Source organism: Streptomyces sp. R35 (assembly GCF_041053035.1).
GTDB lineage: Bacteria > Actinomycetota > Actinomycetes > Streptomycetales > Streptomycetaceae > Streptomyces > Streptomyces lutosisoli.
This window is the reverse complement of sequence record NZ_CP163440.1, coordinates 7,605,686-7,630,439: the sequence shown is the minus strand read 5'-3', so window position 1 is coordinate 7,630,439 and position 24,754 is coordinate 7,605,686. Positions and strand designations below refer to the sequence as shown.

The 24,754-nt window shown below is 70.1% G+C and carries 16 protein-coding genes; 13 read left to right on the top strand and 3 right to left on the bottom strand.

Features of this window, described 5'->3' with window-relative positions:
- Positions 1–9 precede the first annotated feature (9 nt).
- The 5 genes from AB5J50_RS34645 (at position 10) to AB5J50_RS34625 (ending at position 5,330) form a co-directional block, all read left to right on the top strand.
- Positions 10–1,725, top strand: coding sequence for an ABC transporter ATP-binding protein (locus AB5J50_RS34645; protein ID WP_369262351.1), 1,716 nt, complete (start codon positions 10–12; stop codon positions 1,723–1,725).
- Entirely contained in the window at positions 1,722–3,479 is a 1,758-nt protein-coding gene (locus AB5J50_RS34640) for an ABC transporter ATP-binding protein (RefSeq protein WP_369262349.1), read from the top strand. Before AB5J50_RS34645 ends, AB5J50_RS34640 begins: the two co-directional genes overlap by 4 nt.
- 90 nt (positions 3,480–3,569) lie before the next feature.
- Positions 3,570–3,950, top strand: coding sequence for a hypothetical protein (locus AB5J50_RS34635; RefSeq protein WP_369262347.1), 381 nt, complete (start codon positions 3,570–3,572; stop codon positions 3,948–3,950).
- A 9-nt stretch (positions 3,951–3,959) separates the two neighbouring features.
- Positions 3,960–4,178 (top strand): hypothetical protein, encoded by a 219-nt coding sequence (locus tag AB5J50_RS34630; RefSeq protein WP_369262346.1) that lies wholly within the window; start codon positions 3,960–3,962, stop codon positions 4,176–4,178.
- Between the two features lie 174 nt (positions 4,179–4,352).
- On the top strand, positions 4,353–5,330 hold the full coding sequence (locus tag AB5J50_RS34625) for an NAD(P)-dependent alcohol dehydrogenase (protein ID WP_369262344.1): 978 nt from the start codon (positions 4,353–4,355) through the stop codon (positions 5,328–5,330).
- Positions 5,331–5,334: 4 nt separating this feature from the next.
- Here AB5J50_RS34625 and AB5J50_RS34620 read toward each other — a convergent pair whose 3' ends face one another.
- Together AB5J50_RS34620 and AB5J50_RS34615 are read right to left on the bottom strand one after the other, a co-directional pair.
- On the bottom strand, positions 5,335–5,670 hold the full coding sequence (locus AB5J50_RS34620; protein ID WP_327431852.1) for a P-II family nitrogen regulator: 336 nt from the start codon (positions 5,668–5,670) through the stop codon (positions 5,335–5,337).
- Between the two features lie 21 nt (positions 5,671–5,691).
- Entirely contained in the window at positions 5,692–7,125 is a 1,434-nt protein-coding gene (locus AB5J50_RS34615) for an ammonium transporter (RefSeq protein ID WP_369262343.1), read from the bottom strand.
- Between the two features lie 414 nt (positions 7,126–7,539).
- Between AB5J50_RS34615 and AB5J50_RS34610 the strand changes: the two genes are divergently transcribed.
- The 3 genes from AB5J50_RS34610 to AB5J50_RS34600 all read left to right on the top strand — a co-directional run bounded on the left by AB5J50_RS34610 (position 7,540) and on the right by AB5J50_RS34600 (position 12,113).
- Positions 7,540–9,582, top strand: a complete 2,043-nt coding sequence (locus tag AB5J50_RS34610; protein WP_369262342.1) for a M4 family metallopeptidase — start codon at positions 7,540–7,542, stop codon at positions 9,580–9,582.
- A gap of 301 nt (positions 9,583–9,883) precedes the next feature.
- Positions 9,884–11,542, top strand: a complete 1,659-nt coding sequence (locus AB5J50_RS34605) for a M4 family metallopeptidase (RefSeq protein WP_369262340.1) — start codon at positions 9,884–9,886, stop codon at positions 11,540–11,542.
- Positions 11,543–11,612: 70 nt separating this feature from the next.
- Complete coding sequence (locus AB5J50_RS34600; RefSeq protein ID WP_369262338.1) at positions 11,613–12,113, top strand: DUF1990 family protein; 501 nt, start codon at positions 11,613–11,615, stop codon at positions 12,111–12,113.
- Between the two features lie 13 nt (positions 12,114–12,126).
- Here AB5J50_RS34600 and AB5J50_RS34595 read toward each other — a convergent pair whose 3' ends face one another.
- Positions 12,127–14,745: a glycosyltransferase family 1 protein gene (locus tag AB5J50_RS34595; RefSeq protein WP_369262336.1), complete on the bottom strand. Its 2,619-nt coding sequence runs from the start codon at positions 14,743–14,745 to the stop codon at positions 12,127–12,129.
- A 331-nt stretch (positions 14,746–15,076) separates the two neighbouring features.
- On the opposite strand from AB5J50_RS34595, the gene AB5J50_RS34590 reads away from it, so the two are divergent.
- From AB5J50_RS34590 to glgB, 5 genes are all read left to right on the top strand, one after another.
- Positions 15,077–16,279, top strand: a complete 1,203-nt coding sequence (locus tag AB5J50_RS34590) for a S8 family peptidase (protein ID WP_369262335.1) — start codon at positions 15,077–15,079, stop codon at positions 16,277–16,279.
- 195 nt (positions 16,280–16,474) lie between these two features.
- Entirely contained in the window at positions 16,475–18,733 is a 2,259-nt protein-coding gene (locus AB5J50_RS34585) for a maltotransferase domain-containing protein (RefSeq protein WP_369262333.1), read from the top strand.
- Positions 18,730–20,448 (top strand): maltose alpha-D-glucosyltransferase, encoded by a 1,719-nt coding sequence (gene treS / locus AB5J50_RS34580; protein ID WP_369262332.1) that lies wholly within the window; start codon positions 18,730–18,732, stop codon positions 20,446–20,448. The genes AB5J50_RS34585 and treS overlap by 4 nt, the downstream gene beginning before the upstream one ends.
- 102 nt (positions 20,449–20,550) lie before the next feature.
- Positions 20,551–21,978 carry a phosphotransferase gene (locus AB5J50_RS34575; RefSeq protein ID WP_369262330.1) on the top strand — a complete coding sequence of 476 codons (1,428 nt, stop codon included), beginning with the start codon at positions 20,551–20,553 and terminating at the stop codon, positions 21,976–21,978.
- A 46-nt stretch (positions 21,979–22,024) separates the two neighbouring features.
- A complete protein-coding gene (gene glgB, locus AB5J50_RS34570; protein ID WP_369262328.1) occupies positions 22,025–24,463 on the top strand; it encodes a 1,4-alpha-glucan branching enzyme in 2,439 nt (812 codons plus the stop codon).
- Positions 24,464–24,754: the final 291 nt, after the last annotated feature.

The window sequence follows — 24,754 nt, the reverse complement described above, 5'->3', positions numbered from 1 at the left end:
GGGGGGCGGATGATCGACGCGTACGAGGATCCGGGGACGCCGGACTGTCGTGGCGGCTGGCGGTATCTGTGGTGGCTGGTCACGCGGCAGGCGGGCCGGTCCGTCGCCGGGGCGCTGATCGCCAGCGTCTGGATGGCGCTCACGGCGCTGCCGCCGTATCTGCTGTCCCGTGCGATCGACGACGGTCTGGAGCCGGGCGACCAGACCGCGCTGGCCGGCTGGACCGCCGCCGTGCTGGGCATCGGGGTGTTCAACGCCTGGCTGGGCGTGGTGCGGCACCGCACCATGACCAAGCTGCGGATGGACGCCAACTTCCGTACGGTCAAGGTCGTGGTCGAGCAGTCGGTCCGGCTGGGTGCCGCGCTGTCGCGGCAGGCCGGGGCCGGGGAAGTCGTCACCATCGGGGTCGGTGACGTGCAGACGATCAGTACGTCGCTGACCGCCGTCGGCCCCGGCGTCGCCGCACTCTTCACCTACGCCGTGGTGGCCGCGCTGCTGCTGTCGGTCTCGCTCCAGCTGTCCGTGGTGATCCTGCTCGGAGTGCCGCTGATCGCCGTACTCGTCGGCCCGTTGATGGGACGGTTGCAGGGCACCGAGACGGGTTACCGCGAGCGGCAGGGCGTGCTGACGGCCCGGATCGCCGACCTCGCGGGCGGCCTGCGCGTCCTCAACGGGCTGGGCGGCAAAGGGCTGTTCGCCGACGCCTTCCGGCGTGACTCACAGGAGCTGCGGGAACAGGGGTACCGGGTCGGGGCGGTGACCAGCTGGATCCAGGCGCTGGGCGTGGGGCTGCCGAGCCTGTTCCTCGCCGTCGTGACCTGGCTCGCGGCCCGGCTGGCCGCCCGAGGGGACATCACCGTCGGCGAGTTGGTGTCCGTGTACGGCTATGTCGCGGTCCTCGTGATGCCGGTGGCCTTCTTCATCGAATGCGGCTACCAGCTCAACCGGGGCGTGGTCGCCGCCCGGCGCGTTGCACGGTTCCTGTCCCTGAAGCCCGCCGCCGATCGCGCCGACGCGCTGGACGCGCCCTCGTCCCCGGCGGTGCTGCACGATCCGGACTCGGGTGTCCGGGTGGTGCCGGGGCGGCTGACCGCGCTGGCCGGTGGCCGTCCCGCGGAGTCCGAGGCCGTCGTCGACCGCCTCGGCAGGTACGCGGAGTCGGCGGTGACCTGGGGTGGCGTACGGCTCGACGCGATCGCCCTGGCGCAAGTGCGCGAGCGGATCCTGGTCGCGGACAACGAGGCCGACCTGTTCGCGGGCCCCTTGCGCGACCTGGTCTCGGGACGCCGGGACCACGACGACGAAGCCATCACCCGGGCGGTGCACGCGGCCGTGGCGGACGACATCGTCCTCGGCCTGCCGGACGGGCTCGACTCGGCCGTCGACGCGCAGGGCCGCAGTCTCTCCGGCGGTCAGCGGCAGCGGGTACGTCTGGTGCGGGCGCTCCTCGCCGACCCCGAGGTGCTGCTCGCGGTCGAGCCCACCTCGGCGCTCGACGCGCACACCGAGGCGGCCGTGGCGGCCCGGCTGCGCGAGGCGCGCTCCGGCCGCACGACCCTCGTCACCAGCACCTCGCCGCTCCTTCTGGACCGGGCGGACACCGTGTACTTCCTGGTCGACGGCAAGGTCGCCGCGAGCGGCAGCCATCGCGAACTCCTCGACGGGGAGCCGGGATACCGGGCGCTGGTGGCCCGCGACGTGGACTCCGAGGAGGTCGTCCGATGAGCGCGCAGCTGCCGGTCGCCGAGCCCGCCGAGGTACGGCGGGCGGCGGTGCGGCTGATCCGGGCGGACGGGCGGGCCTTCGCCGCCGTGCTCGGCCTCAACGCGCTGGCCGCCGCGGCCGGTCTGGTCGGCCCCTGGCTGCTCGGGCGGATCATCGACGACGTACGGGCCGGGGGCGGTGTGGCCGTCGTGGACCGGCTGGCGCTGGTCATCCTGGTGTGCTCGCTGGCGCAGCTGCTGCTGGCGCGGTGGGCCCGTTATGTGGGGCACCGCTTCGGGGAGCGGACGCTGGCGCGGGTGCGTGAGGAGTTCGTGGAGCGGGCGCTGACGCTGCCGGCCTCGGTCGTGGAGCGGGCGGGCACGGGCGATCTGACCGCGCGCGGCACCGCCGACGTCACCGTCGTGGGCAACACTCTGCGCGACGCGGGACCCGAGCTGCTCATCTCCTCGGCCCAGGCGCTGTTCATCCTCGGCGCGGTCTTCGTCATCGACCCGCTGCTCGGCGGCTGCGGAGTGCTCGGCCTGGTCGGCATCCGGTTCGCCCTGCGCTGGTATCTGCGCCGGGCCCGCACCGGCTATCTCGCCGAGGGCGCCGCCACGTCGGAGGTCGCCGAGATCCTCGCGGCCACCGCGTCCGGCGCCCGCACGATCGAGGCGTTCGGGCTGCGGGAGCGCCGGACCGCCGCGAGCCGGGACGCCCTGGAGACCTCCCGCCAGAAGCGGATGTGGACCCTGTTCCTGCGCAGCGTGTTCTTCCCGGCCGTGGAGATCTCGTACGTCCTTCCCGTGGTCGGCGTGCTGCTGGTGGGCGGCGCCCTGCACGCGCGGGGTGCGATGAGTCTGGGTGTCGTGGTCTCCGCGGCCCTGTACATGCGCCAGCTCGGTGAGCCGCTCGACCAGATCCTGAACCAGGTCGAGCAACTCCAGAGCAGCAGCGCCTCCTTCGCCCGCGTGGAGGGCCTCGGCCGGGCGCCGAAGGCCGTTCCGTCGGGCTCCCCCACTCCGGTGGACGACCGCATCGACGTGAGGGGTGTGCGCTACTCCTACGACCGCGGGGGCGAGGTGCTGCGCGGGGTCGACCTGACCGTGCGGCCCGGGGAGCGGCTGGCCGTGGTCGGCCCGTCCGGCGCCGGGAAGACCACCCTGAGCAGGCTGCTGGCGGGCGTCGACGCACCGGGCGCCGGCTCGGTGACGGTCGGGCGGGTGCCGATCGTCGCGCTCGACCCCGAGCAGCTGCGCCGGCAGGTGGTCCTGGTCACCCAGGAGCACCACGTGTTCCTGGGCACGGTCCGCGACAATCTGCTGATCGCCGAACCGGCCGCCACGGACGCCCAGTTGTGGGCGGCGCTCGCGGCGGTCGGCGCCGACGACCTGGCCGAGGAGCTGCCGGACGGCCTGGACACCGCACTGGGCCCGGAAGGCTTCCCCGTGGACGGTTCCCGGGCCCAGCAACTCGCGCTGGCCCGGGTGGTCCTGGCCGATCCGCACACCCTGATCCTCGACGAGGCCACCGCACTCCTGGATCCGACGACCGCCCGCCATACGGAGCGCGCGCTGGCGGCCGTACTCGAAGGCCGCACCGTCATCGCCATCGCCCACCGCCTGCACACCGCGCACGACGCCGACCGGGTGGCCGTGATGGAGGACGGCCGGCTGACCGAACTCGGCACGCACGACGAGCTGGTGGCGGCGGAGGGGGCGTATGCGGCGCTGTGGCATTCGTGGCACGGGGAGCGCCGGCCTTCGGGCGGCTGACCCGGGCGCACGGAGACCTACTCGGCCGCGATCGAAGCCTTCGACCGGCCGGGCGTCTGGTTCAACGGCCCGTCCTACCGCCTGCTCGACGTGGCCTCCGCACCGGCTGACCACCCCGAGGGCGGGCTCGGCCTCACTTTCGCGCTCGGCCGCTACTTCGACGGCCTGGACACCACCGAGCCGCTTGCCTACGAGGAGGCACTGCGCCGGCTGAAGGGCGGGGCCGGGCCGTTCCAGGGCCCGATCAGACGGGGCCTCGGCAGTCCTTTCGCGCTGGACAGGAGAGCCGCGCTCCCGGGGGTGAGCACGCTGACGGTCCGGGCCGAGGAGGACGACGCGTACTTCTTCATGCACCGGCGCGAGGCCGGCAAGGTCGCCGCGGCCATGGACACCACGCACGTCGCTCCGCCCGGGGAGTTCCAGCCGCACGCCGACGTACTGCCCGTGTGGCGGTCCGACCTCGACCTGTGACACAACACGATGCGCGAGTACACCGAGGACGAAATCTTCGCGAGCATGGGCGAGCGCAACGAGGAAGGCGTCCTCGTGGTCGGCACCCGGGCCCAGGAGGGCTACCGGGGCATCCTCTTCACCGCCGACAACGTGCTCGGTTACGCCGAACACGCCGGAACCCTGCCGGCGGGCCGGGCGTGTCTGACGCTGGCGTGGCGCTGGCGCCGTGAACTGGGTCTGGGCTGAGCGGTTTCGGCGCCCCCTGGGGGTGTGGGGAGAGTCCCGTGCGGTGCCCCTAGGGCTTGTCCCCGATTCCCGTGAGCGGGTCTCGCGATTACCGTCGTGAGGAGTGGCGGCCCGCTGGGACCGGTCGGTCTCTCCCGCCGCTTCCGCCCCGAATGCATGTGTTACGGAGACCCGATGAAGGCGATCGCCCAGGACCGGTACGGCTCTCCGGACGTGCTGGAGGTGCGGGAGTTCGACAAGCCGGAGCCCGTCGGCAGCGAGGTACTGGTGCGGGTGCACGCGGTGTCGGTCAACGCCTACGACTGGCACCTCATGCGGGGCGATCCATATCTGGCGCGGCTGTCGTTCGGCGCGGTCCGGCCGAAGGTGCGGATCCGGGGCCGGGACTTCGCGGGGCGGGTGGAAGCGGTCGGCCCGGACGTGCGGCAACTGCGTCCCGGGGACGAGGTGTTCGGCGAGGCCGACGGGGCGTTCGCCGAGTACGTGTGCGCGCCCGAGGCGGCGGTGTCGGCGAAGCCGGCCGGCCTGACGTTCGAGCAGGCGGCCGCGCTGCCACTGGCCGGGAACACGGCCCTGATCGGGCTGCGCGACGTGGGGCGGCTGGCGTCGGGGCAGCGCCTCCTGGTCAACGGCGCGTCCGGAGGAGTCGGCACCCTCACCGTGCAGATCGCCAAGTCGTACGGCGCGGAGGTGACCGCGGTGTGCAGCGCGAGGAACGCGGAGCTGGTCCGCTCGCTCGGCGCGGACCGGGTCATCGACTACGCCGAGGAGGACTTCACACGCGAAGGCCCGCGGTACGACGTCGTGTTCGACCTGGTGGCCAATCGCTCACTGAGCGACCTGCGCCGCGCGCTGACACCCACGGGCACGCTCGTACTGTCCGGCGGCGGCGTGTCCGAGGGCGGCAGCCTCTTCGGCCCGATGAGCCTCACCCTCAAGGGCCAGGCGCTGTCCCGCTTCGTCGGACAGCGGGTCCTCACGTTCTTCGCCCAGCCGACCGGGGAGAACCTGGCGGCCCTGCGGGAACTCGCCGAGTCCGGCAAGCTCGCCCCGGTCATCGACCGGACGTACGGCTCACTGAGCGAGATACCCGACGCCATCCGGTACATGGAGATCGAGCACACCCGGGCGAAGGTCGTCATCACGGTGTAACCGCTCACACCGCGTCCGGCCCCCGCTCCCGCGTCCGAATGCGCACCACCTCCTCCACCGGCGTCACCCACACAACCCCTCCGCCCGTACCGCGGGCCCCCGCCGCACGGATGACACGGACAAGGTCTGCGGCATCGAAGTCCAGTGTGAGGACATCGAGCCGGAGCCGAGGGCTGAGGTCCACCCGGTATTCGGCGCCGCGATAGATCTCCACACGGACCCTCTTCGGCGTGTACCCCTGGACTTCGGTCACGGTCACCCCGCGCACCCCGAAGGACTGGAGCGCCCGCATCACGTCAGGCACCCGATGCGGAGGGAGGACCGCGGTGACAAGCTTCACGGGCCCTCAACTCCCCATCAGTCAGCCGGAGTCCGTATCGCCCGCCGGTTCCTTCTCCGGGGCCTTCTGCGTCACCGCGGCGGCGGCGACCGGCTCCGGAGCCAGTCCCGTCACCGCCGTCTCCGCCGGGTACGCCTCCTCGTCGTGCACCGCGAGGTCCCCGCCCTCCAGGACCTCGTCCGGGGCGCGCAACTTCACGAACAGGCCAATCGCGCGCAGGATGAGGAAGGTCATCACGGCGTCGTAGACGATGACCGTGCCCGCGGCGCCCGCCTGCTTCCACAGCTGGTCCAGGTTGCCGTACAGCCAGCCGCTGGTTGACCAGGCGGTGGAGCCGTCCTTGTTGAGGTAGACCGCCATCGCCGGGTCGGCGAAGATCCCGACGAGCATGCCGCCCGCGAGGCCCGCGATGCCGTGGGTGTAGACGACGCCGAGCGCGTCGTCGACCTTGTTGAACGGCGGCACCTTGGACAGGTAGTTCCAGGCCAGCCACACCAGGGACGACGCGATGATGCCGATGTAGATCGCGCCGATGCCGGTGACGAATCCGGCCGCCGGGGTGATCGCCACCAGGCCCACGATCATGCCGTTGACCGAGCCCAGGAAGGTCGGTTTGCGCTGCGGGCCCGCGAACATGTCCCACACCACCCAGGTCAGCAGCGCGACCGCCGTGCAGAGGTTGGTGTTGAGGACGGCGGCCGCGGCGTTGTGGCCGCCGAAGTACATGTCGCCGCCGTTGAACCCGTTCCAGCCGAGCCACAGGATGCCCGCGCCGACGGCGACCATGGGGAGGTTGTTGGGGACGCCGTGCGCGCGGTCGCGGGCCAGGCGGGGGCCGATGACCGCGGCCGCCACGAACCCCGAGGTGCCGGCGGCGAGATGGATGACGTACCCGCCGGAGTAGTCGAGCGCGCCCTTGGCCGCCCACCAGCCGCCGCCCCACAGCAGGAAGGCGTTGACCGTGTAGACCAGGGTCGACCAGAGGGGGACGAAGAGCAGCCACGCGCGGATGTTCATCCGGCCGACCACGCTGCCCATGAAGAGCAGTGGGGTGATGGCCGCGAAGGCGAAGTGGAAATACGCGAGCGTGGACTGCGGGAAGTGGAAGCTCGGCATCAGGTCATTGCCGTTGACGAGCGGGATGTACGCCTGCGCCTGTTCGCTCGCCGAGCCGACGATGGTGCCCGGGCGGCCCACAAACGCGCCGAGGATGCCGGGCCAGTCGGAGTTCAGGGGTTCGCCGAACCCCATCTTGAACTCCCAGAGCACCCAGCCGACGAGCACCAGCGAGAAGCCGGTGAAGGCCATGAACATGGTGTTCACGACCCACTTGCGCTGGACCAGACCGCCGTAGAGGATCGCGATACCGGGGATGCTCATCAGGCCGACCAGGGTGGCCGCGACGAGCTGCCAGGCGTTGTCGCCGGCATCCAGCCAGTTGGGATAGGGGATCACTGCGCCGTCAACTCCCCTCGTGGGAGCGGCGGTCCGGCGGACCGCCGGTGTGCACGGCAGGATCGTGCCGGATCTATTGCGGGTCGGTTCCGGGGGCATGTCGCCCGAGCAAATTTGTCCTCACCCTCAACGGCCCGTTTCTGGCCGGTAGTTGAAGAGTTCGTATAACGAACATGACCAACCGGACAACGGACGATTTCCGGCCAACTTCTTGATGCGCTCCTGACAGACAGCGCAATCTGCTGCCACTCTTCCCACGGCAAGTTCACAGCAACCCCACAGCCTTACCGCTGTGCCGTGCCGTACGACCCCATGCACCTGGTTCCGCGTACCGCCCTGTTCTGCCCGGACGGGTCACCCATCGTCCGGTCTCCCCTGGCCGCGCGACCCGCGGCCACGCAGAAGGAGTCAGTGTTGAGTAGCAGTTCTCCCCACAGACGCACCTCCCACATCACCCAGCGCCGTATCGCGGGCGTCGCCCTCGTCGGCGTCGCCGCCCTGTTGACCGCGGCCGTCCAGTCGGGCGCCGCGAGCGCCGCCTCGGAGAAGGCACCTCGGGCGGGCAAGGTCAACCCGGGCGCGGTCGCCCTGAAGCTCACGCCCTCGCAGCGCGCCGAGCTGATACGCGACGCCAACGCCGCCAAGGCGACCACCGCCAAGGACCTGGGCCTCGGGGCCAAGGAGAGCCTGGTGGCCCGCGATGTCATCAAGGACCACGACGGCACCGTCCACACCCGCTACGAGCGGACGTACGGCGGACTCCCGGTCCTCGGCGGCGACCTGGTGGTCGACACCGCCAAGTCCGGCAAGACCGGGCACGTCTACAAGGCGACGAAGGCCACCATCAAGGTCTCCTCGCTCAAGCCTTCCATCGCCGCCGCCAAGGCGGAGAAGCAGGCCCTGTCCGCCGCCAAGGCCGCCGGTTCGAAGCAGACCGACGCGGACCGCGCGCCCCGCAAGGTGATCTGGGCGGGCAGCGGCAAGCCGGTGCTGGCGTACGAGACGGTCGTCGGCGGTCTCCAGGACGACGGCACCCCGAACCAGCTGCACGTCATCACCGACGCGGCCACCGGCAAGAAGCTCTTCGAGTGGCAGGGCATCAAGACCGGTATCGGCAACACCCAGTACAGCGGCCAGGTGACCCTGACGACCACGCAGTCGGGCTCCACCTTCACGCTGAACGACAGCGCGCGCGGCGCCCACAAGACGTACAACCTGAACCACGGGACGTCCGGCACCGGCACGCTGTTCTCGCAGACGAACGACACCTGGGGCAACAGCACCACGTCGAACGCCGCGACCGCCGGCGCCGACGCGCACTACGGCGCCGCCGAGACCTGGGACTTCTACAAGAACACCTTCGGCCGCAGCGGCATCAAGAACAACGGCGTGGGAGCGTACTCGCGCGTCCACTACGGCAACGCGTACGTCAACGCGTTCTGGGACGACAGCTGCTTCTGCATGACGTACGGCGACGGGTCCGGCAACGCCGACCCGCTGACCTCGCTGGACGTCGCGGGCCACGAGATGAGCCACGGTGTCACGGCGAACACCGCCGGCCTCAACTACTCGGGTGAGTCCGGCGGCCTCAACGAGGCGACCTCCGACATCTTCGGCACCGGCGTCGAGTTCTACGCGGCGAACTCCACCGACGTGGGCGACTACCTCATCGGCGAGAAGATCGACATCAACGGCGACGGCACCCCGCTGCGCTACATGGACAAGCCCAGCAAGGACGGCGGCTCGGCGGACTCCTGGTACTCGGGTGTCGGCAACCTCGACGTGCACTACTCGTCGGGTGTCGCCAACCACTTCTTCTATCTGCTGAGCGAGGGCAGCGGCGCCAAGGTCATCAACGGCGTCAGCTACAACTCGCCGACCTCGGACGGCCTTCCGGTCACCGGCATCGGCCGCGACAAGGCGCTGCAGATCTGGTACCGGGCGCTCACCACCAAGTTCACCTCGACCACCAACTACGCGGCGGCCCGCACCGGCACGCTCGCGGCGGCGGGTGAGCTGTACGGCACCACGAGCGCCGAGTACACGGCCGTGCAGAACGCGTGGGCCGCCGTGAACGTCGGTTCGCGCCCCGGCGGCGGCGGTGGCGGTACGTCGTTCGAGAACACGACCGACGTATCGATTCCGGACAACGGAGCGGCCGTCACGTCGTCGATCACGGTCAGCGGCCGCACCGGCAACGCGCCGTCGAACCTCGCGGTCGCCGTGGACATCATCCACACCTGGCGCGGTGACCTCGTCGTCGATCTGGTGGCCCCGGACGGCTCGGTGTACAACCTGAAGGCCTTCAGCTCCTCCGACTCGGCAGACAACGTCCAGACGACCTACACGGTCGACGCGTCCTCCGAAGTCGCCAACGGTACCTGGAAGTTGAGGGTCCAGGACAAGGCGGCACAGGACACCGGCTACATCAACAGCTGGAAACTGACCTTCCCGTAAACCGCATCGGAAGGTCGCACGAAGACAGGGCGCCGTCCCGGAGGTTCAACTCCCCGGGGCGGCGCCCTCTTTGCCCGGTCAGGGGTTTGCGTTGACCTACCTTTGACGAAGATCGACTCCGCGCGCGCACCCCCCACTGTTCACCCGATGGTCGATTTTCGGCCAAGGTCTTTATGGGCTCCTGACATGTACGCGCCCCTGATGGCACTCTTCACACCGCACGGCTCACCCGCACCGCAACTTCACAACCTTCCGTTCGGCTACCCCACGCCGTCCGGTCGCCCCCACATAAGGAGCTTGCGTGACCCCCCTCTACGCGCGTCACAAGCGCACCACTCTGGCCATCGCCACCGCTGTCGCGGCCGGAGCCCTGCTCGCCACCGGTATGACCACCGGTGCTTCCGCCCAGACCGAAGCGACCCCGGCGGGCAAGACCACGCTCGCCGGCGCCCAGGTGCTGCTCTCCCCCACCGCGCGCACCACCCTCATCCAGAAGGCCCAGGCCGCCTCCACGGACACCGCCAAGAAGATAGGCCTCGGCGCCAAGGAGAAGCTGGTAGTCAAGGACGTCATCAAGGACGCCGACGGCACGGTCCACACGCGTTACGAGCGCACGTACAACGGCCTTCCGGTCCTCGGCGGCGACCTCGTCGTCCACGAGACCAAGGCCGGCAAGACCACCGGTGTCACCAAGGCGACGAAGGCCACCATCAAGGTCGCGTCCCTGAAGCCCGCCATCGCCGCCAACAAGGCGGAGAAGCAGGCTCTGACGGCCGCCAAGGCCGCCGGCTCCGAGAAGACCGCCGCGGACAGCTCCCGCAAGGTGATCTGGGCCGCGGACGGCAAGCCGGTCCTCGCCTACGAGACGGTCGTCGGCGGTCTCCAGGACGACGGCACCCCGAGCCAGCTGCACGTCATCACCGACGCCGCGACCGGCAAGAAGCTCTTCGAGCGCCAGGGCATCGAGACCGGCACCGGCAAGAGCCTCTACTCGGGCACGGTGAGCCTCAACACCACCCTGTCGGGCTCGACGTACCAGCTGACCGACGGAACCCGCGGCAGCCACAAGACGTACAACAAGAAGCACACCAGCACCTCGTCCGCGGGCACGCTGTTCACCGACGCGGACGACACGTGGGGCACCGGTGCGGCCTCCAGCTCCACCACCGACCAGACCGCGGCCGTCGACGCCGCGTACGGCGCCCAGGAGACCTGGGACTTCTACAAGAACACCTTCGGCCGCAGCGGCATCAAGAACAACGGCGTCGCGGCCTACTCCCGCGTCCACTACGGCAACGCGTACGTCAACGCGTTCTGGGACGACAGCTGCTTCTGCATGACGTACGGCGACGGCGAGAGCAACACCCACCCGCTGACCTCGCTGGACGTGGCCGGCCACGAGATGAGCCACGGCGTCACCTCCAACACCGCGGGCCTGGACTACAGCGGTGAGTCCGGCGGTCTGAACGAGGCGACCTCCGACATCTTCGGCACCGGCGTCGAGTTCTACGCGGCGAACGCCTCGGACCCCGGTGACTACCTCATCGGCGAGAAGATCGACATCAACGGCGACGGCACCCCGCTGCGCTACATGGACAAGCCCAGCAAGGACGGCGGCTCCGCCGACTCCTGGTCCTCCAGCGTCGGCAACCTCGACGTGCACTACTCGTCGGGTGTCGCCAACCACTTCTTCTACCTCCTCTCGGAGGGCAGCGGCGCCAAGACGATCAACGGGGTCAGCTACAACTCCCCGACGTCCAACGGCTCCACGGTCACCGGCATCGGCCGCGACAAGGCCCTGCAGATCTGGTACAAGGCGCTGACGACCTACTTCACGTCGTCGACGAACTACAAGGCCGCCCGCACGGGCACGCTCTCCGCGGCGTCGGCCCTGTACGGCTCCAGCAGCACGGAGTACGCGGCGGTCGCGGCGGCGTGGTCCGCGGTGAACGTCAGCTAGTTCCGGCGTAGTCGAACGGGGCGGTACCCGGAGAGAGGGCAACTCCGGGTACCGCCCTACGCTGTCCTCCATGCCCTACACGTACGAGGACGTGGGCGCGACCCGCGAGGACCGCTGCCCGCCGGGCTTCCATCGACTGCATGTGCGCGCCCGGATCGGCGAGGGTGAGGCCGTCTTCCGGCGTGCCTCCGACGCCCTCATGACCTGGGAACTGCACCGAGCCATGGGCGTCGGCATCACCTGCGACGCGGACAAGGCGGCCCCCGGCGTCGACGTCACGGTCGGCCTCGGTCCGATCAAGGCGCCCTGCCGCGTGGTCTGGACGGCCGAGGAACCCCGCCGCACGGCCTGGGCCTACGGGACGCTTTCCGGCCATCCGGAGTGCGGCGAGGAAGCCTTCGTCGTCGACCGCACCGGCGACGGCACCGTCTGGCTGACGATCACCGCCTTCAGCCGCGCGGCGAAGTGGTACTCCCGCGCGGCCGGACCGGCGACCCGAGGACTCCAGCACGCCTACGCCCAGAGGTGCGGAAAGGTTCTGCGCCGGTTGTGCGCGGGCCTGGACGACTAGAGCCTCGACCCCCTCACCGCATCAGAACCCCCGCCTCCTCCCCCTTCTCCTCCGCCGGCACCGCCACCAGACCCAGCTCGGCGCCGGACGCCAGCAGACGGTGCGTGGGCAGGATCCGGACCGTGTAGCCGAAGGGGCCCGTGCGGTCCAGGGAGAGCGGGCCCTCGTAGACCCAGCGGCCCTCCAGGTCCGGGCCGCCCGCCGGTTTCAGCGCCACGCACACCGCGTCCGCGATCCGGTCGTCCGCGTCGACGCGCCCGGCGACGGCCTGGACCTCGACATCGTCGGGGGCGAGGTCACCGAGGCCGACGCGGACGTGCAGCGACAGGGTCGTGCCGAGTTCGGCGGACGTCGTGGCGGAGGAGGCCTCGACGTGGTCGACGGTGACCTGGGGCCAGGCGGCGCGGACCCGGGACTTCCAGGAGGCGAGTTCGCGGGCCGTGTCCGCGGTGAGCGAGCGGTGGGCCTGGGCCGCGGGGGCGTAGAGCCGCTCCACGTACTCGCGGACCATCCGGCCCGCCAGCACCTTCGGACCGAGGTGGGTCAGCGTCTGGCGGACCATCTCGATCCAGCGGTCGGGCAGGCCGTGCCGGCCGCGCTCGTAGAAGCGGGGAGCCACACGCTGTTCGAGCAGCTCGTAGAGAGCCGCGGCCTCCAGGTCGTCGCGGCGGTCGTCGTCGGTCGCCGTGCCGTCCGCCGTCGGGATCGCCCAGCCGAAGTCGGGCTGGAACCACTCGTCCCACCAGCCGTCCAGGACCGACAGATTCAGACAGCCGTTGAGCGCCGCCTTCATGCCGGACGTGCCGCAGGCCTCCAGGGGCCGTAGCGGGTTGTTGAGCCAGATGTCGCAGCCGGGGTACAGCTTCTGCGCCATCGCCATCCCGTAGTCCGGCAGGAACACGATCCGGTGGCGGACCCGCGGGTCGTCCGCGAACCGGACCAGCTCCTGGACCAGGCGCTTGCCGCCGTCGTCCGCGGGGTGGGCCTTGCCCGCGACCACGATCTGGACCGGGCGTTCGGCGTGCAGGAGGAGGTCCATGAGGCGGTCACGGTCGCGCAGCATCAGGGTCAGCCGCTTGTACGAGGGGACCCTGCGGGCGAAGCCGATGGTCAGGACGTCGGGGTCCAGCACCCCGTCGATCCAGCCGAGTTCGGCCGTGCCGGCGCCGCGCTGGCGCCAGGACGCGGTCAGCCTCTCCCGTACCTCCGCCACCAACTGCTCCCGCAGTACACGCCGCAGGTCCCAGATCTCCTGGTCCGCGATGGCCGCCACCGCGTCCCAGCGGTCCGAGCCGCCGACCGTCAGCGCGTCCTCGGTGCGCGGCGCGCCGATCTGCCGTGCGCCCAGGCGGAACACCTCCGGCGCGACCCAGGTCGGTGCGTGCACACCGTTGGTCACCGAGGCGATCGGGACCTCTTCGGGGTCGAAGCCCGGCCACAGGCCCGAGAACATCTCCCGGCTGACCTGGCCGTGCAGCAGCGAGACCCCGTTCGCCCGCTGGCCCAGCCTGAGCCCCATCACCGCCATGTTGAAGAGGTTCGGCTCGCCTCCGGGGTAAGTCTCCATGCCGAGGGCCAGGATGCGTTCCACGTCGATGCGCGGGAGTTCGGCGTCCGGTCCGAAGTGGCGGGCGACCAGCTCCCGGTCGAAGCGGTCGATGCCGGCCGGGACGGGGGTGTGCGTGGTGAAGACCGTGCCGGCCCTGACCGCCTCCAGCGCGGCCTCGAAGTCCAGCCCCTGGTCGGCGAGTTCAGCGATCCGCTCCAGGCCCAGGAAGCCCGCGTGCCCTTCGTTCGTGTGGAACACCTCGGGCTCCGCGTGGCCGGTGAGACGGCAGTACGTCCGCACCGCGCGCACGCCTCCGATGCCGAGGAGCATCTCCTGCGACAGGCGGTGCTCGCTGCCGCCGCCGTACAGCCGGTCGGTCACCCCGCGTTCGCCGAGGTCGTTCTCCTCGACGTCGGAGTCGAGCATGAGCAGCGGGACACGGCCGACCTGGGCCAGCCAGATCCGGGCCCGCAGCGCCCGCCCGCCGGGGAGGGCCAGCGAGACATGGGCCGGGGTGCCGTCGCTCTCGCGCAGGGGCACCAGCGGGAGTTCGTTCGGGTCCAGGACCGGATAGTGCTCCTGCTGCCAGCCGTCGCGGGACAGGGACTGGCGGAAGTAGCCGTGCCGGTAGAGCAGCCCCACGCCGATCAGCGGGACGCCCAGGTCGCTGGCGGCCTTCAGATGGTCGCCCGCGAGGATGCCGAGGCCCCCGGAGTACTGCGGCAGCGCGGCCGTGATGCCGAACTCGGGTGAGAAGTAGGCGATGGCGGCGGGGAGTTCGGAGGTCTGGGACTGGTACCAGCGGTCGCCGGTCACATAGTCGCGCAGATCGTCGGCGACCGCGGCGAGACGGCGCAGGAAGCCGCCGTCCTCGCCGAGCTCCGCGAGACGCCCCGTCGACACGCTGCCGAGCAGGCGTACGGGGTCGCCGTCCGACGCGGCCCAGCGCTCCGGGTCGACGGACTGGAACAGGTCACGGGTCTCGGCATGCCAGGACCAGCGGAGATTGCGCGCCAGGTCGCTGAGCGGGTGAAGGGCTTCGGGGAGTACGGGTCGTACGGTGAATCTGCGGATGGCCTTCACGGGCTTCCACCTTCACGGAGGACGTACGCGGCAGAGGGACGCACGTCCGTGTGCGCCCTTCGTCACCCACGACGGTAGCGGCGCGGGTGCCCTCGCAACACGGCGCATCGGGGCCCTGGCAGCCGATCGGGCCGACTATGTGACTTCGGCGGGAATTCGCCGCAACCTTCACCCGTACCCCACGGCCGATATGGCCGATTCCGCCCTCCTGGGCGGCCTTGTGGTGCTTCACCCCGCACGAGAGGCTCGCCGGGTGGCGTACGACAGGGCCTCGGCCTGCACCGGCCGGCTCCGGCCTCCGTACGCCGAGTTGAGGAGGGGAACTCAAGTCATGGCACAGACGAGACAGAGGCGTCTGCGCTGGGCGGGGGGCGTCACCGCGGTCGCGACGGCCGCGGTGCTTTCGGCCATCACCCTGCCCGCGCACGCCGCCCCGGAGGGGCAGATACTCGGGGCCGGCGATCCCGGCTCCGTCAGCGGGAGTTACATCGTGACGCTCAAAGGGGGCACACAGACTCCGTCGTCGGCGGGTAAGAGCATCGCCGAGAAGTACGGGGCGAGAATCAGCCACACCTACGGCACGGCCCTCAACGGCTTCGCCGTGAAGGTCAACGAGAAGCAGGCCCGGCGGCTCGCGGCGGACTCCCGCGTGGCCTCGGTCGTACAGGACACCCGGGTGACGCTCGACCACTTCGAGAAGAACCCACCCTCGTGGGGCCTGGACCGGATCGACCAGCCTGACCTGCCGCTCGACAAGGGTTACACCTGGCCCGAATCGGCGGGCGCCGGCGTGACCACGTACGTCATCGACACCGGCATCCGCATCACGCACAAGGACTTCGGCGGCCGGGCGAGCTACGGCTGGGACTTCGTCGACAACGACAAGACGGCCAAGGACGGCAACGGGCACGGCACACACGTCGCCGGGACCATCGTCGGCACCAAGTACGGCGTGGCCAAGAAGGCCAAGGTCGTCGCCGTCCGCGTCCTCGACAACGACGGCTCCGGCACCACCGCGCAGGTCATCGCGGGCATCGACTGGGTGACCAGGCACGCGAAGAAACCGGCCGTGGCGAACCTGAGCCTGGGCGGGTACGCGAACACACAACTGGACACCGCCGTACGCAACTCCATCGCCTCCGGCGTGACCTACGCGGTGGCGGCGGGCAACGACGGCCTTCCCGCCGGTCTGTACTCCCCGGCCCGGGTCACGCAGGCCCTCACGGTCGGCGCGAGCGACAAGACGGACGCACGGGCGAGCTTCTCGAACACCGGTTCCTCGCTCGACCTGTTCGCGCCCGGCGTGGCGATCACCTCGGCGTCGTACGCGAGTGACACGGGGAAGGCGACCTATTCCGGTACGTCGATGGCGAGCCCGCACGTCGCGGGCGCGGCCGCGCTCTATCTGGCCGACCATCCCAAGGCGACACCGGCCCAGGTGGCCAAAGCGCTGGTGAAACAGGCGGTTTCGGGCAGGATTTCAGGTGCGGGGCTCGGTTCGCCGAACAAGCTCCTGCACGTCGAGAACCCCTAGCGGGCCCCGGGGACACCAACCGGCCTCGACCTCACAGGACGAGGCCGGTCTTGTGTGTAGACATACGCGTGAGTAGTTAACAAAGTGCCGGAATGCCCACCCGCATAGGGTGGGAAGGCTCCTCCGGTACGCCCGCAGGCCCCATCTCCCGACACCCTCATCCGCCCACCCACGTTGACGCGGACAGGAGCGGTCATGCCCGCAACGCACCACTCGTCCCACACGTCGCCACCCCCGACGACCACCCCCGACACACCCCCCATACGCAGGGCCGACGCCGGTTCCCGCACCCCGGAGAAACCCTCCGCCGCGACCGGCGCCACCAGCACGGCCGTCACCACCACCGCCACCGTCACCACCACGGCATCCACGTCGTCCGCCACGCCGTACGCGTCATCCACGGCGCCCACGGCGTTCACGGCGTCCGTCGGGCGCATCCCCGTCCTGGACGTCCGCCCGGTCGTCGAGCACGGGCGACGGCCCGCGAAGGCGGTGGCCGGCGAGCGCTTCGAGGTTTCGGCCACGGTCTTCCGCGAGGGCCATGACGCGGTCGCCGCGAACGTCGTCCTGCACGATCCGGACGGCCGCGCCGGCCCCTGGACCCCGATGCGCGAACTGGCCCCCGGCACCGACCGCTGGGGCGCCACGGTGTCCGCGGAGAAGGAGGGCCGCTGGACGTACCGGGTGGAGGCCTGGGGGGATCCGATCTCCACCTGGCGGCACCACGCGGGGATCAAGATCCCGGCAGGCATCGACACCGAGCTGGTCCTGGAGGAGGGCGCACGGCTGCACGAGCGGGCGGCCACCGGGGTGCCGAAGGGCAAGGGCCGCCGGGACACGATCCTCAAGGCCGCCGAAGCACTGCGCGACCTCGACCGCCCCGCCGCGGCCCGTCTCGCCGCCGCGCTCACGCCCGAGGTGGACAAGATCCTCGCCCGCCATCCGCTGCGCGAACTCGTCACGTCCTCAGAGCCGTTGACGCTGCTGGTGGAGCGTGAGCGGGCACTGTACGGCGCCTGGTACGAGTTCTTCCCGCGCTCGGAGAACGGGCAGCCCGAGAGCGGGCTGTCGGAGAACGGACGGCCGGTCCCGCCGCCGCACGGCACGTTCCGCACGGCCGCCGAACGCCTGCCCGCCATCGCGGAGATGGGCTTCGACGTCGTCTATCTGCCCCCGATCCACCCCATCGGGAGGACCTTCCGCAAGGGCCCCAACAACAGCCTGTCGGCGAGCCGTTCGGATGTCGGTGTGCCCTGGGCGATCGGCTCCCCGGAGGGCGGGCACGACGCCGTCCATCCGGACCTGGGCACGATCGACGACTTCGACGCGTTCGTACGCCGGGCAGCGCGCGAAGGCCTGGAAGTCGCCCTCGACTTCGCGCTCCAGTGCTCCCCCGACCACCCGTGGGTGGAGAAGCACCCCGAGTGGTTCCACCACCGCCCGGACGGCACGATCGCGTACGCCGAGAACCCGCCGAAGAAGTACCAGGACATCTATCCGATCGCCTTCGACAAGGACATGCCGGGCCTGGTCCGGGAGACGCTGCGCGTGCTGCGGTACTGGATGGATCACGGCGTACGCATCTTCCGCGTCGACAATCCGCACACCAAGCCGGTGGTGTTCTGGGAGCAGGTGCTCGCGGACATCAACCGCACCGACCCGGACGTGATCTTCCTGGCGGAGGCGTTCACCCGCCCCGCGATGATGCGCACACTCGCGGCGGTCGGCTTCCAGCAGTCGTACACCTACTTCACCTGGCGCAACACCAAGGAGGAGCTGACCGACTACTTGACGGAGCTGTCGGGTGAGACGGCCGCGTACATGCGGCCGAACTTCTTCGTCAACACCCCTGACATCCTTCATGAGTTCCTCCAGCGAGGCGGCCGGCCCGCCTTCGAACTGCGGGCGGTTCTGGCCGCGACACTGTCGCCGACCTGGGGGATCTACAGCGGGTATGAACTCTGTGAGAACGCCCCGCTGCGTGCCGGGAGCGAGGAGTATCTGAACTCCGAGAAGTACCAACTGCGGTCTCGCGACTGGGAGTCGGCGGAGCGTGACGGACGTAGCATCGCGCCATTGGTGGGCGCGCTCAACGCGATCAGGCGGCGCAGCCCCGCGCTGCGTCAGTTGCGCGACCTCCATTTCCATCACACGGACAAGGAGGCGGTGATCGCCTACTCGAAGTCTGATCGGAACGCACGCGGTTCGAACACGGTTGTGGTGGTGGCCAACCTCGATCCTCACCACACCCAGGAGGCCACGGTCTCGTTGGACATGCCGCAACTCGGCCTGGACTGGCACGAGTCCGTGCCGGTGCGCGACGAGCTCACCGGCGAGACCTACCACTGGGGCAGGGCCAACTATGTGCGTCTGGAGCCTGGGCATAGGCCCGCGCACATCCTCACCGTCCTGCGACCGTCCTCACCGCAGATCGGAGGGTCACCCACAACATGATCGTCAACGAGCCCGTCCCGGACACGTTCGAGGACACACCGGCCAAGGACCGCGATCCCGAATGGTTCAAACGCGCCGTCTTCTACGAGGTCCTGGTCCGCTCCTTCCAGGACAGCAACGGGGACGGTGTCGGCGACCTCAAGGGCCTCACCGCGAAGCTGGACTATCTGCAGTGGCTGGGCATCGACTGCCTGTGGCTGCCGCCGTTCTTCAAATCGCCCCTGCGGGACGGCGGGTACGACGTCTCGGACTACACCGCGGTGCTGCCCGAGTTCGGTGACCTGGCGGACTTCGTCGAGTTCGTGGACGCCGCCCACCAGCGCGGCATGCGGGTGATCATCGACTTCGTGATGAACCACACCAGCGACCAGCACCCGTGGTTCCAGGAGTCGCGGTCGAATCCGGACGGCCCGTACGGCGACTACTACGTCTGGGCCGACGACGACAAGCAGTACCAGGACGCCCGGATCATCTTCGTCGACACCGAGGCCTCCAACTGGACCTTCGACCCGGTCCGCAAGCAGTACTTCTGGCACCGCTTCTTCTCGCACCAGCCGGACCTCAACTACGAGAACCCGTCCGTGCAGGAGGAGATGATCTCCGCGCTGCGGTTCTGGCTGGACCTGGGCATCGACGGCTTCCGTCTGGACGCGGTGCCGTACCTCTACCAGGTCGAGGGAACCAACTGCGAAAACCTTCCGGCAACGCACGAGTTCCTCAAGCGGGTGCGCAAGGAGATCGACACGCACTACCCCGACACGGTGCTGCTGGCGGAGGCGAACCAGTGGCCGGAGGACGTGGTCGACTACTTCGGCGACTTCCCCTCGGGCGGCGACGAGTGCCACATGGCGTTCCACTTCCCGGTCATGCCGCGCATCTTCATGGCCGTACGACGTGAGTCGCGCTACCCGGTGTCGGAAATCCTGGCCAAGACCCCGGCGATCCCGTCCGGCTGCCAGTGGGGCGTCTTCCTGCGCAACCACGACGAGCTGACCCTGGAAATGGTCACCGACGAGGAACGCGACTACATGTACGCGGAGTACGCCAAGGACCCGCGCATGCGCGCCAACATCGGCATCCGCCGCCGCCTGGCCCCGCTGCTGGACAACGACCGCAACCAGATCGAACTCTTCACCGCCCTGCTGCTGTCCCTGCCCGGCTCGCCGATCCTCTACTACGGCGACGAGATCGGCATGGGCGACAACATCTGGCTCGGCGACCGCGACGCCGTCCGCACCCCCATGCAGTGGACCCCCGACCGCAACGCCGGCTTCTCCTCCTGCGACCCCGGCCGCCTCTTCCTCCCCACGATCATGGACCCCGTCTACGGCTACCAGGTCACCAACGTCGAGGCGTCGATGTCGTCACCGTCGTCGCTGCTGCACTGGACCCGCCGCATGATCGAGATCCGCAAACAGAACAAGGCATTCGGCCTCGGCTCCTACACGGAACTCCAGTCCTCCAACCCGGCGGTCATCGCGTTCCTGCGCGAAGCCCCCTCGACAGAGGACGAAGGGGACGACCTCGTCCTGTGCGTCCACAACTTCTCCCGCTTCGCCCAGCCCACCGAACTGGACCTGCGGGCGTTCAGCGGAAGACATCCGGTGGAGCTGATCGGCGGGGTGCGATTCCCGGCCATCGGTGAGCTTCCGTACTTGCTCACGCTCGCGGGTCACGGCTTCTACTGGTTCCGGCTCCGGAAGGACGCCGTCTAGAACCCGGACGGCGGGGCGGTTTCTCCCGCCCCGCCCTGGGCACGCATCACTCACACCCCGACTCGCCCGGTCTCCGGGCCCCTGGGGAAAGGACGCGACGCCATGTCGGAAGCCGCAACCCCCTCTGTCACGGCCCCCGTCGCACGCCCCGAGCTGCTCGCGTCCCTCGATCCACTGCTGCGGGAGTGGCTGCCCCGACAGCGCTGGTTCGCGGGCAAAGGGCGTCCGGTGACCGGATTCTCCCTGGTGGCGGCGGTGGAACTGCTGCCGCCCACAGCCAAGTTGGGCCTGCTCCATCTGCTCGTACGCGCACACCAGCCACTCACCCCCGCCCGGGGAGCCGCCCCGCACCCCGGGGACTGCTACCAGCTGCTGATCGGCGTACGCGAGGTGCTGCCGCCACGGCTCGCACCCGCGCTGATCGGACATCTGGAGGAGGGGCCGCTGGCCGGCCGCACGGTGTACGAGGCGCTGTACGACCCGCGCCCCGCCGGCGTACTCCTGGAAGCCCTGCGCACCCGGGCCCGCATCGGCGAGCTGCGCTTCGAGCGTGAGCGGCGCCGGGGAGACGGGGAACTCCGGGAGGCCCGGGAGATCCGGGGCGATCTGGTGCCACGGGTGGTGACGTCGGAACAGTCCAACTCGTCCATCGTCTACGGCGATACGTTCATCCTGAAGCTGTTGCGCAGGATCGTGCCGGGGACCAATCCGGATCTGGAGCTTCCGCTGGTGCTGTCCCGGGAGGGCTGTATACGGGTGCCCGCCCCGGTGGCGTGGATGGTCGCAGACCTGGGCGAGGAGAAGACGTACATACTCGGTGTGCTCCAGCCCTTCGTGCAGGGCGCTTCGGACGGCTGGGAGCTGGCGCTGCGCCAACTGGCCAAGGGCGAGGACTTCACCGGCGAGGCGCGGGAACTGGGCCGTGCCACGGCCGAGGTGCACACGGCGCTGGCCGGTGCGCTGCCCACGACCACGCTCGGCCGCGCGCAGATGGGGCCGCTCGTCGACGGCATGACCGAGCGCCTGGAGGCGGCCGCACAGGCGGTGCCCGCGCTCCGTCCCTACGCTCCCGGCCTGCGCACCGCCTTCGAGGCGCTGGCCGACCTGGCGGCCGAGGGCCACACCTGGACCGCGCAGCGCATCCACGGCGACCTGCACCTCGGCCAGTGCCTGCGCTCCCCCTCCGGGGAGTGGTCGCTCATCGACTTCGAGGGCGAGCCCTCGAAGTCGCTCGCCGAACGCCGCATGCCACAGCCTCCGGCGCGGGACATCGCGGGCATGCTCCGCTCCTTCGACTACGCGGCCCACTCGCAGCACCCCCCGGTACCAGGCTGGGCGGATGCGTGCCGGGCCGCGTTCTGCACCGGGTACGCCGAGGTCGCCGGCGTCGACCCGCGCACCGACCCCGTACTGCTCCACGCCTACGAGACGGACAAGGCGGTCTACGAAGTCCTGTACGAGGCCCGGCACCGGCCCGACTGGCTGCCGGTGCCGCTCGCGGCTGTACGCCGGCTCGCCGCGAACCCCTGAACGCCCTTGCCGTTCCCGAGCTCACCCTGCCGAGGAGGCCCTGCCCGTGACGCCCCGCCCCCCGTCCGACGACAGTCCGAAGAAGAACGGTGCGACTGGTGAGACTGGTGCGAAGAAGCCGGCCGCAGTGAAGAAGACGGCGGTGAAGAAGGCCGCCGAGGGGAAGACGACGGCCAAGAAGGCCGCTGCCGGGAAGAAGGCCATCGCAGGGAAGAAGGCTGCCACGGGGAAGAAGGCCGTGGGCAAGAAAGCTCCAGGGAGCAAGCCCACTGCGAGCAACCCTGTTCTGGCCCCCGTTTTCGCCGGTGTCGACCCCGGTGACCGGGAGCGGCTGCTCAGCGGCACGCATCACAATCCGCACGGGGTGCTGGGAGCCCATCCGGTGCAGGACGGCGTGGCCTTCCGGGCCTTTCGCCCGTACGCGCTCGGGGTGACCGTCGTGACGGACGACCTGCGCGCCGAGCTGCACGACGACGGGGACGGGTTCTTCTCGGGGCTGCTGCCGCTGCGCGCGGTGCCGGCGTCGTACCGGCTGGTCGTGGCGTACGAGGAGACGGAGCAGGAGACCGAGGACGCGTACCGCTTCCTGCCCGCGCTGGGCGAGTTCGATCTGCATCTGCTCGGCGAGGGCCGCCACGAGCAGTTGTGGCGTGCGCTCGGCGCGGAGCCGATGGTGCACCAGGGTGTGACCGGAACCCGCTTCGCGGTGTGGGCCCCGAACGCACGCGGCGTGCGCCTCGCCGGCACCTTCAACTTCTGGGACGGCACGGGATATCCGATGCGGTCGCTGGGCTCTTCCGGGGTGTGGGAACTGTTCGTGCCCGCGATCGGCGAGGGCGAGCTCTACAAGTTCGACATCACCCGCCCCGACGGCACGCACACGCTGCGCGCCGACCCGATGGCCCGGCGCACCGAGGCTCCGCCCCGCACTTCGTCGATCGTTCACGCGTCGCACCACGAGTGGCGGGACGAGGACTGGATGACCGGGAGGGGGGTGCGGGCCGCGCACGAGGCTCCGTTCTCGGTCTACGAGGTGCATCTGGCGTCCTGGCGCCCCGGGCTGACGTATCGCCAACTGGCAGAACAACTCCCTGCGTACGTCAGCGACTTGGGCTTCACCCATGTGGAGCTGATGCCGGTGGCCGAGCATCCGTTCGGCGGGTCCTGGGGCTACCAGGTGACGGGCTTCTACGCCCCGACGGCACGTCTTGGCACGCCGGACGACTTCAAGTACCTGGTGGACGCGCTGCATCAGGCAGGCATCGGTGTCCTGATGGACTGGGTTCCGGCCCACTTCCCGCGCGACGACTGGGCGCTGGCCGAGTTCGACGGCCGACCGCTCTACGAGCACGAGGACCCGCTGCGGGCCGCGCACCCCGACTGGGGCACCCTGGAGTTCGACTACGGACGCCGCGAGGTCCGCAACTTCCTGGTCGCCAACGCCGTGTACTGGTGCGAGGAGTTCCACATCGACGGCCTGCGCGTCGACGCCGTCGCCTCGATGCTCTACCTCGACTACTCCCGCGAGCCGGGCCAATGGGTGCCCAACGAACACGGGGGCCGCGAGAACCTCGACGCGGTCGCCTTCCTCCAGGAGATGAACGCCACCGTGTACCGCCGCAACCCCGGCGTGGTCACGATCGCGGAGGAGTCCACGGCCTGGGACGGCGTCACCAGGGCCACGCACCACATCGGCCCGGGAGGCTTCGGAGGGCTGGGCTTCGGGCTGAAGTGGAACATGGGCTGGATGCACGACTCGCTGGACTATGTGGCCCATGACCCCATCCACCGCCAGTACCACCACAACGAGATGACGTTCTCGATGGTGTACGCCTACAGCGAGAACTACGTCCTGCCCATCTCGCACGACGAGGTCGTTCACGGCAAACGCTCACTCGTGTCGAAGATGCCCGGCGACTGGTGGCAGCAACGCGCCAACACCCGCGCCTACCTCGGCTTCATGTGGGCCCACCCCGGCAAACAACTCCTCTTCATGGGACAGGAATTCGCCCAGGGCGCCGAATGGTCCGAGGCACACGGCCCCGACTGGTGGCTCCTCGACCCCGCCTACGGAGCGGAGCCGGACCACCGGGGCATACGCGACCTCGTCCGCGACCTCAACACCGTCTACGCCCGCGAACCCGCTCTCTGGCAACGCGACACCGACCCCACCGGCTTCACCTGGATCGCCGGCGACGCCGCCGAGGACAACGTCTTCGCCTTCCTCCGCCACGACGCCGACGGCACCCCGCTCCTGGCCGTGTCCAACTTCTCCTCCGCCGTCCGCCACGGCTACCGCCTCGGCGTCCCCGAAGACATCCCCGCCTGGCACGAAATCCTGAACACCGACGCCGCCCACTACGGCGGCAGCAACGTCCTCAACCAGGACCCCGTCAAACCCGAACCCCACCCCACCCACGGCCGCCCCACCAGCATCCAACTCACCCTCCCACCCCTCGCCACCCTCTGGCTCCGCCCCGCCTAAACGTTCTCCGCCCCCGCCGCCCCTACCCGTCCCATCCCAGGGGCTCCGCCCCTTCAACCCCGGCAGGTAGTGCGTCAGGCGCGAGTGGGTGGGGGCTGGCCGCGCAGTTCCCCGCGCCCCTTGGGTGGGTGGGGGTGAGGGTTGTTCGTCGGCTGCAGGCCCCCGCGCCCCTTAGGTGGGTGGGGGTGAGGGTTTGTTCGTCGGCTGCAGGCCCCCGCGCCCCTGGAGGCACGGGGCTGCGCCCCGATCCCCCGCCCGCCCCGGTTCGTCGGGGCGGGGCGGTGAGGGTTG

Excerpts from the sequence above, each read along its gene's own strand:
- AB5J50_RS34645 (WP_369262351.1), top strand. The coding sequence starts at position 10 with ATGATCGACGCGTACGAGGATCCGGGGACGCCGGACTGTCGTGGCGGC.
- AB5J50_RS34640 (WP_369262349.1), top strand. The coding sequence starts at position 1,722 with ATGAGCGCGCAGCTGCCGGTCGCCGAGCCCGCCGAGGTACGGCGGGCG.
- AB5J50_RS34630 (WP_369262346.1), top strand. The coding sequence starts at position 3,960 with ATGCGCGAGTACACCGAGGACGAAATCTTCGCGAGCATGGGCGAGCGC.
- AB5J50_RS34625 (WP_369262344.1), top strand. The coding sequence starts at position 4,353 with ATGAAGGCGATCGCCCAGGACCGGTACGGCTCTCCGGACGTGCTGGAG.
- AB5J50_RS34600 (WP_369262338.1), top strand. The coding sequence starts at position 11,613 with ATGCCCTACACGTACGAGGACGTGGGCGCGACCCGCGAGGACCGCTGC.
- AB5J50_RS34590 (WP_369262335.1), top strand. The coding sequence starts at position 15,077 with ATGGCACAGACGAGACAGAGGCGTCTGCGCTGGGCGGGGGGCGTCACC.
- AB5J50_RS34585 (WP_369262333.1), top strand. The coding sequence starts at position 16,475 with ATGCCCGCAACGCACCACTCGTCCCACACGTCGCCACCCCCGACGACC.
- treS (WP_369262332.1), top strand. The coding sequence starts at position 18,730 with ATGATCGTCAACGAGCCCGTCCCGGACACGTTCGAGGACACACCGGCC.
- AB5J50_RS34575 (WP_369262330.1), top strand. The coding sequence starts at position 20,551 with ATGTCGGAAGCCGCAACCCCCTCTGTCACGGCCCCCGTCGCACGCCCC.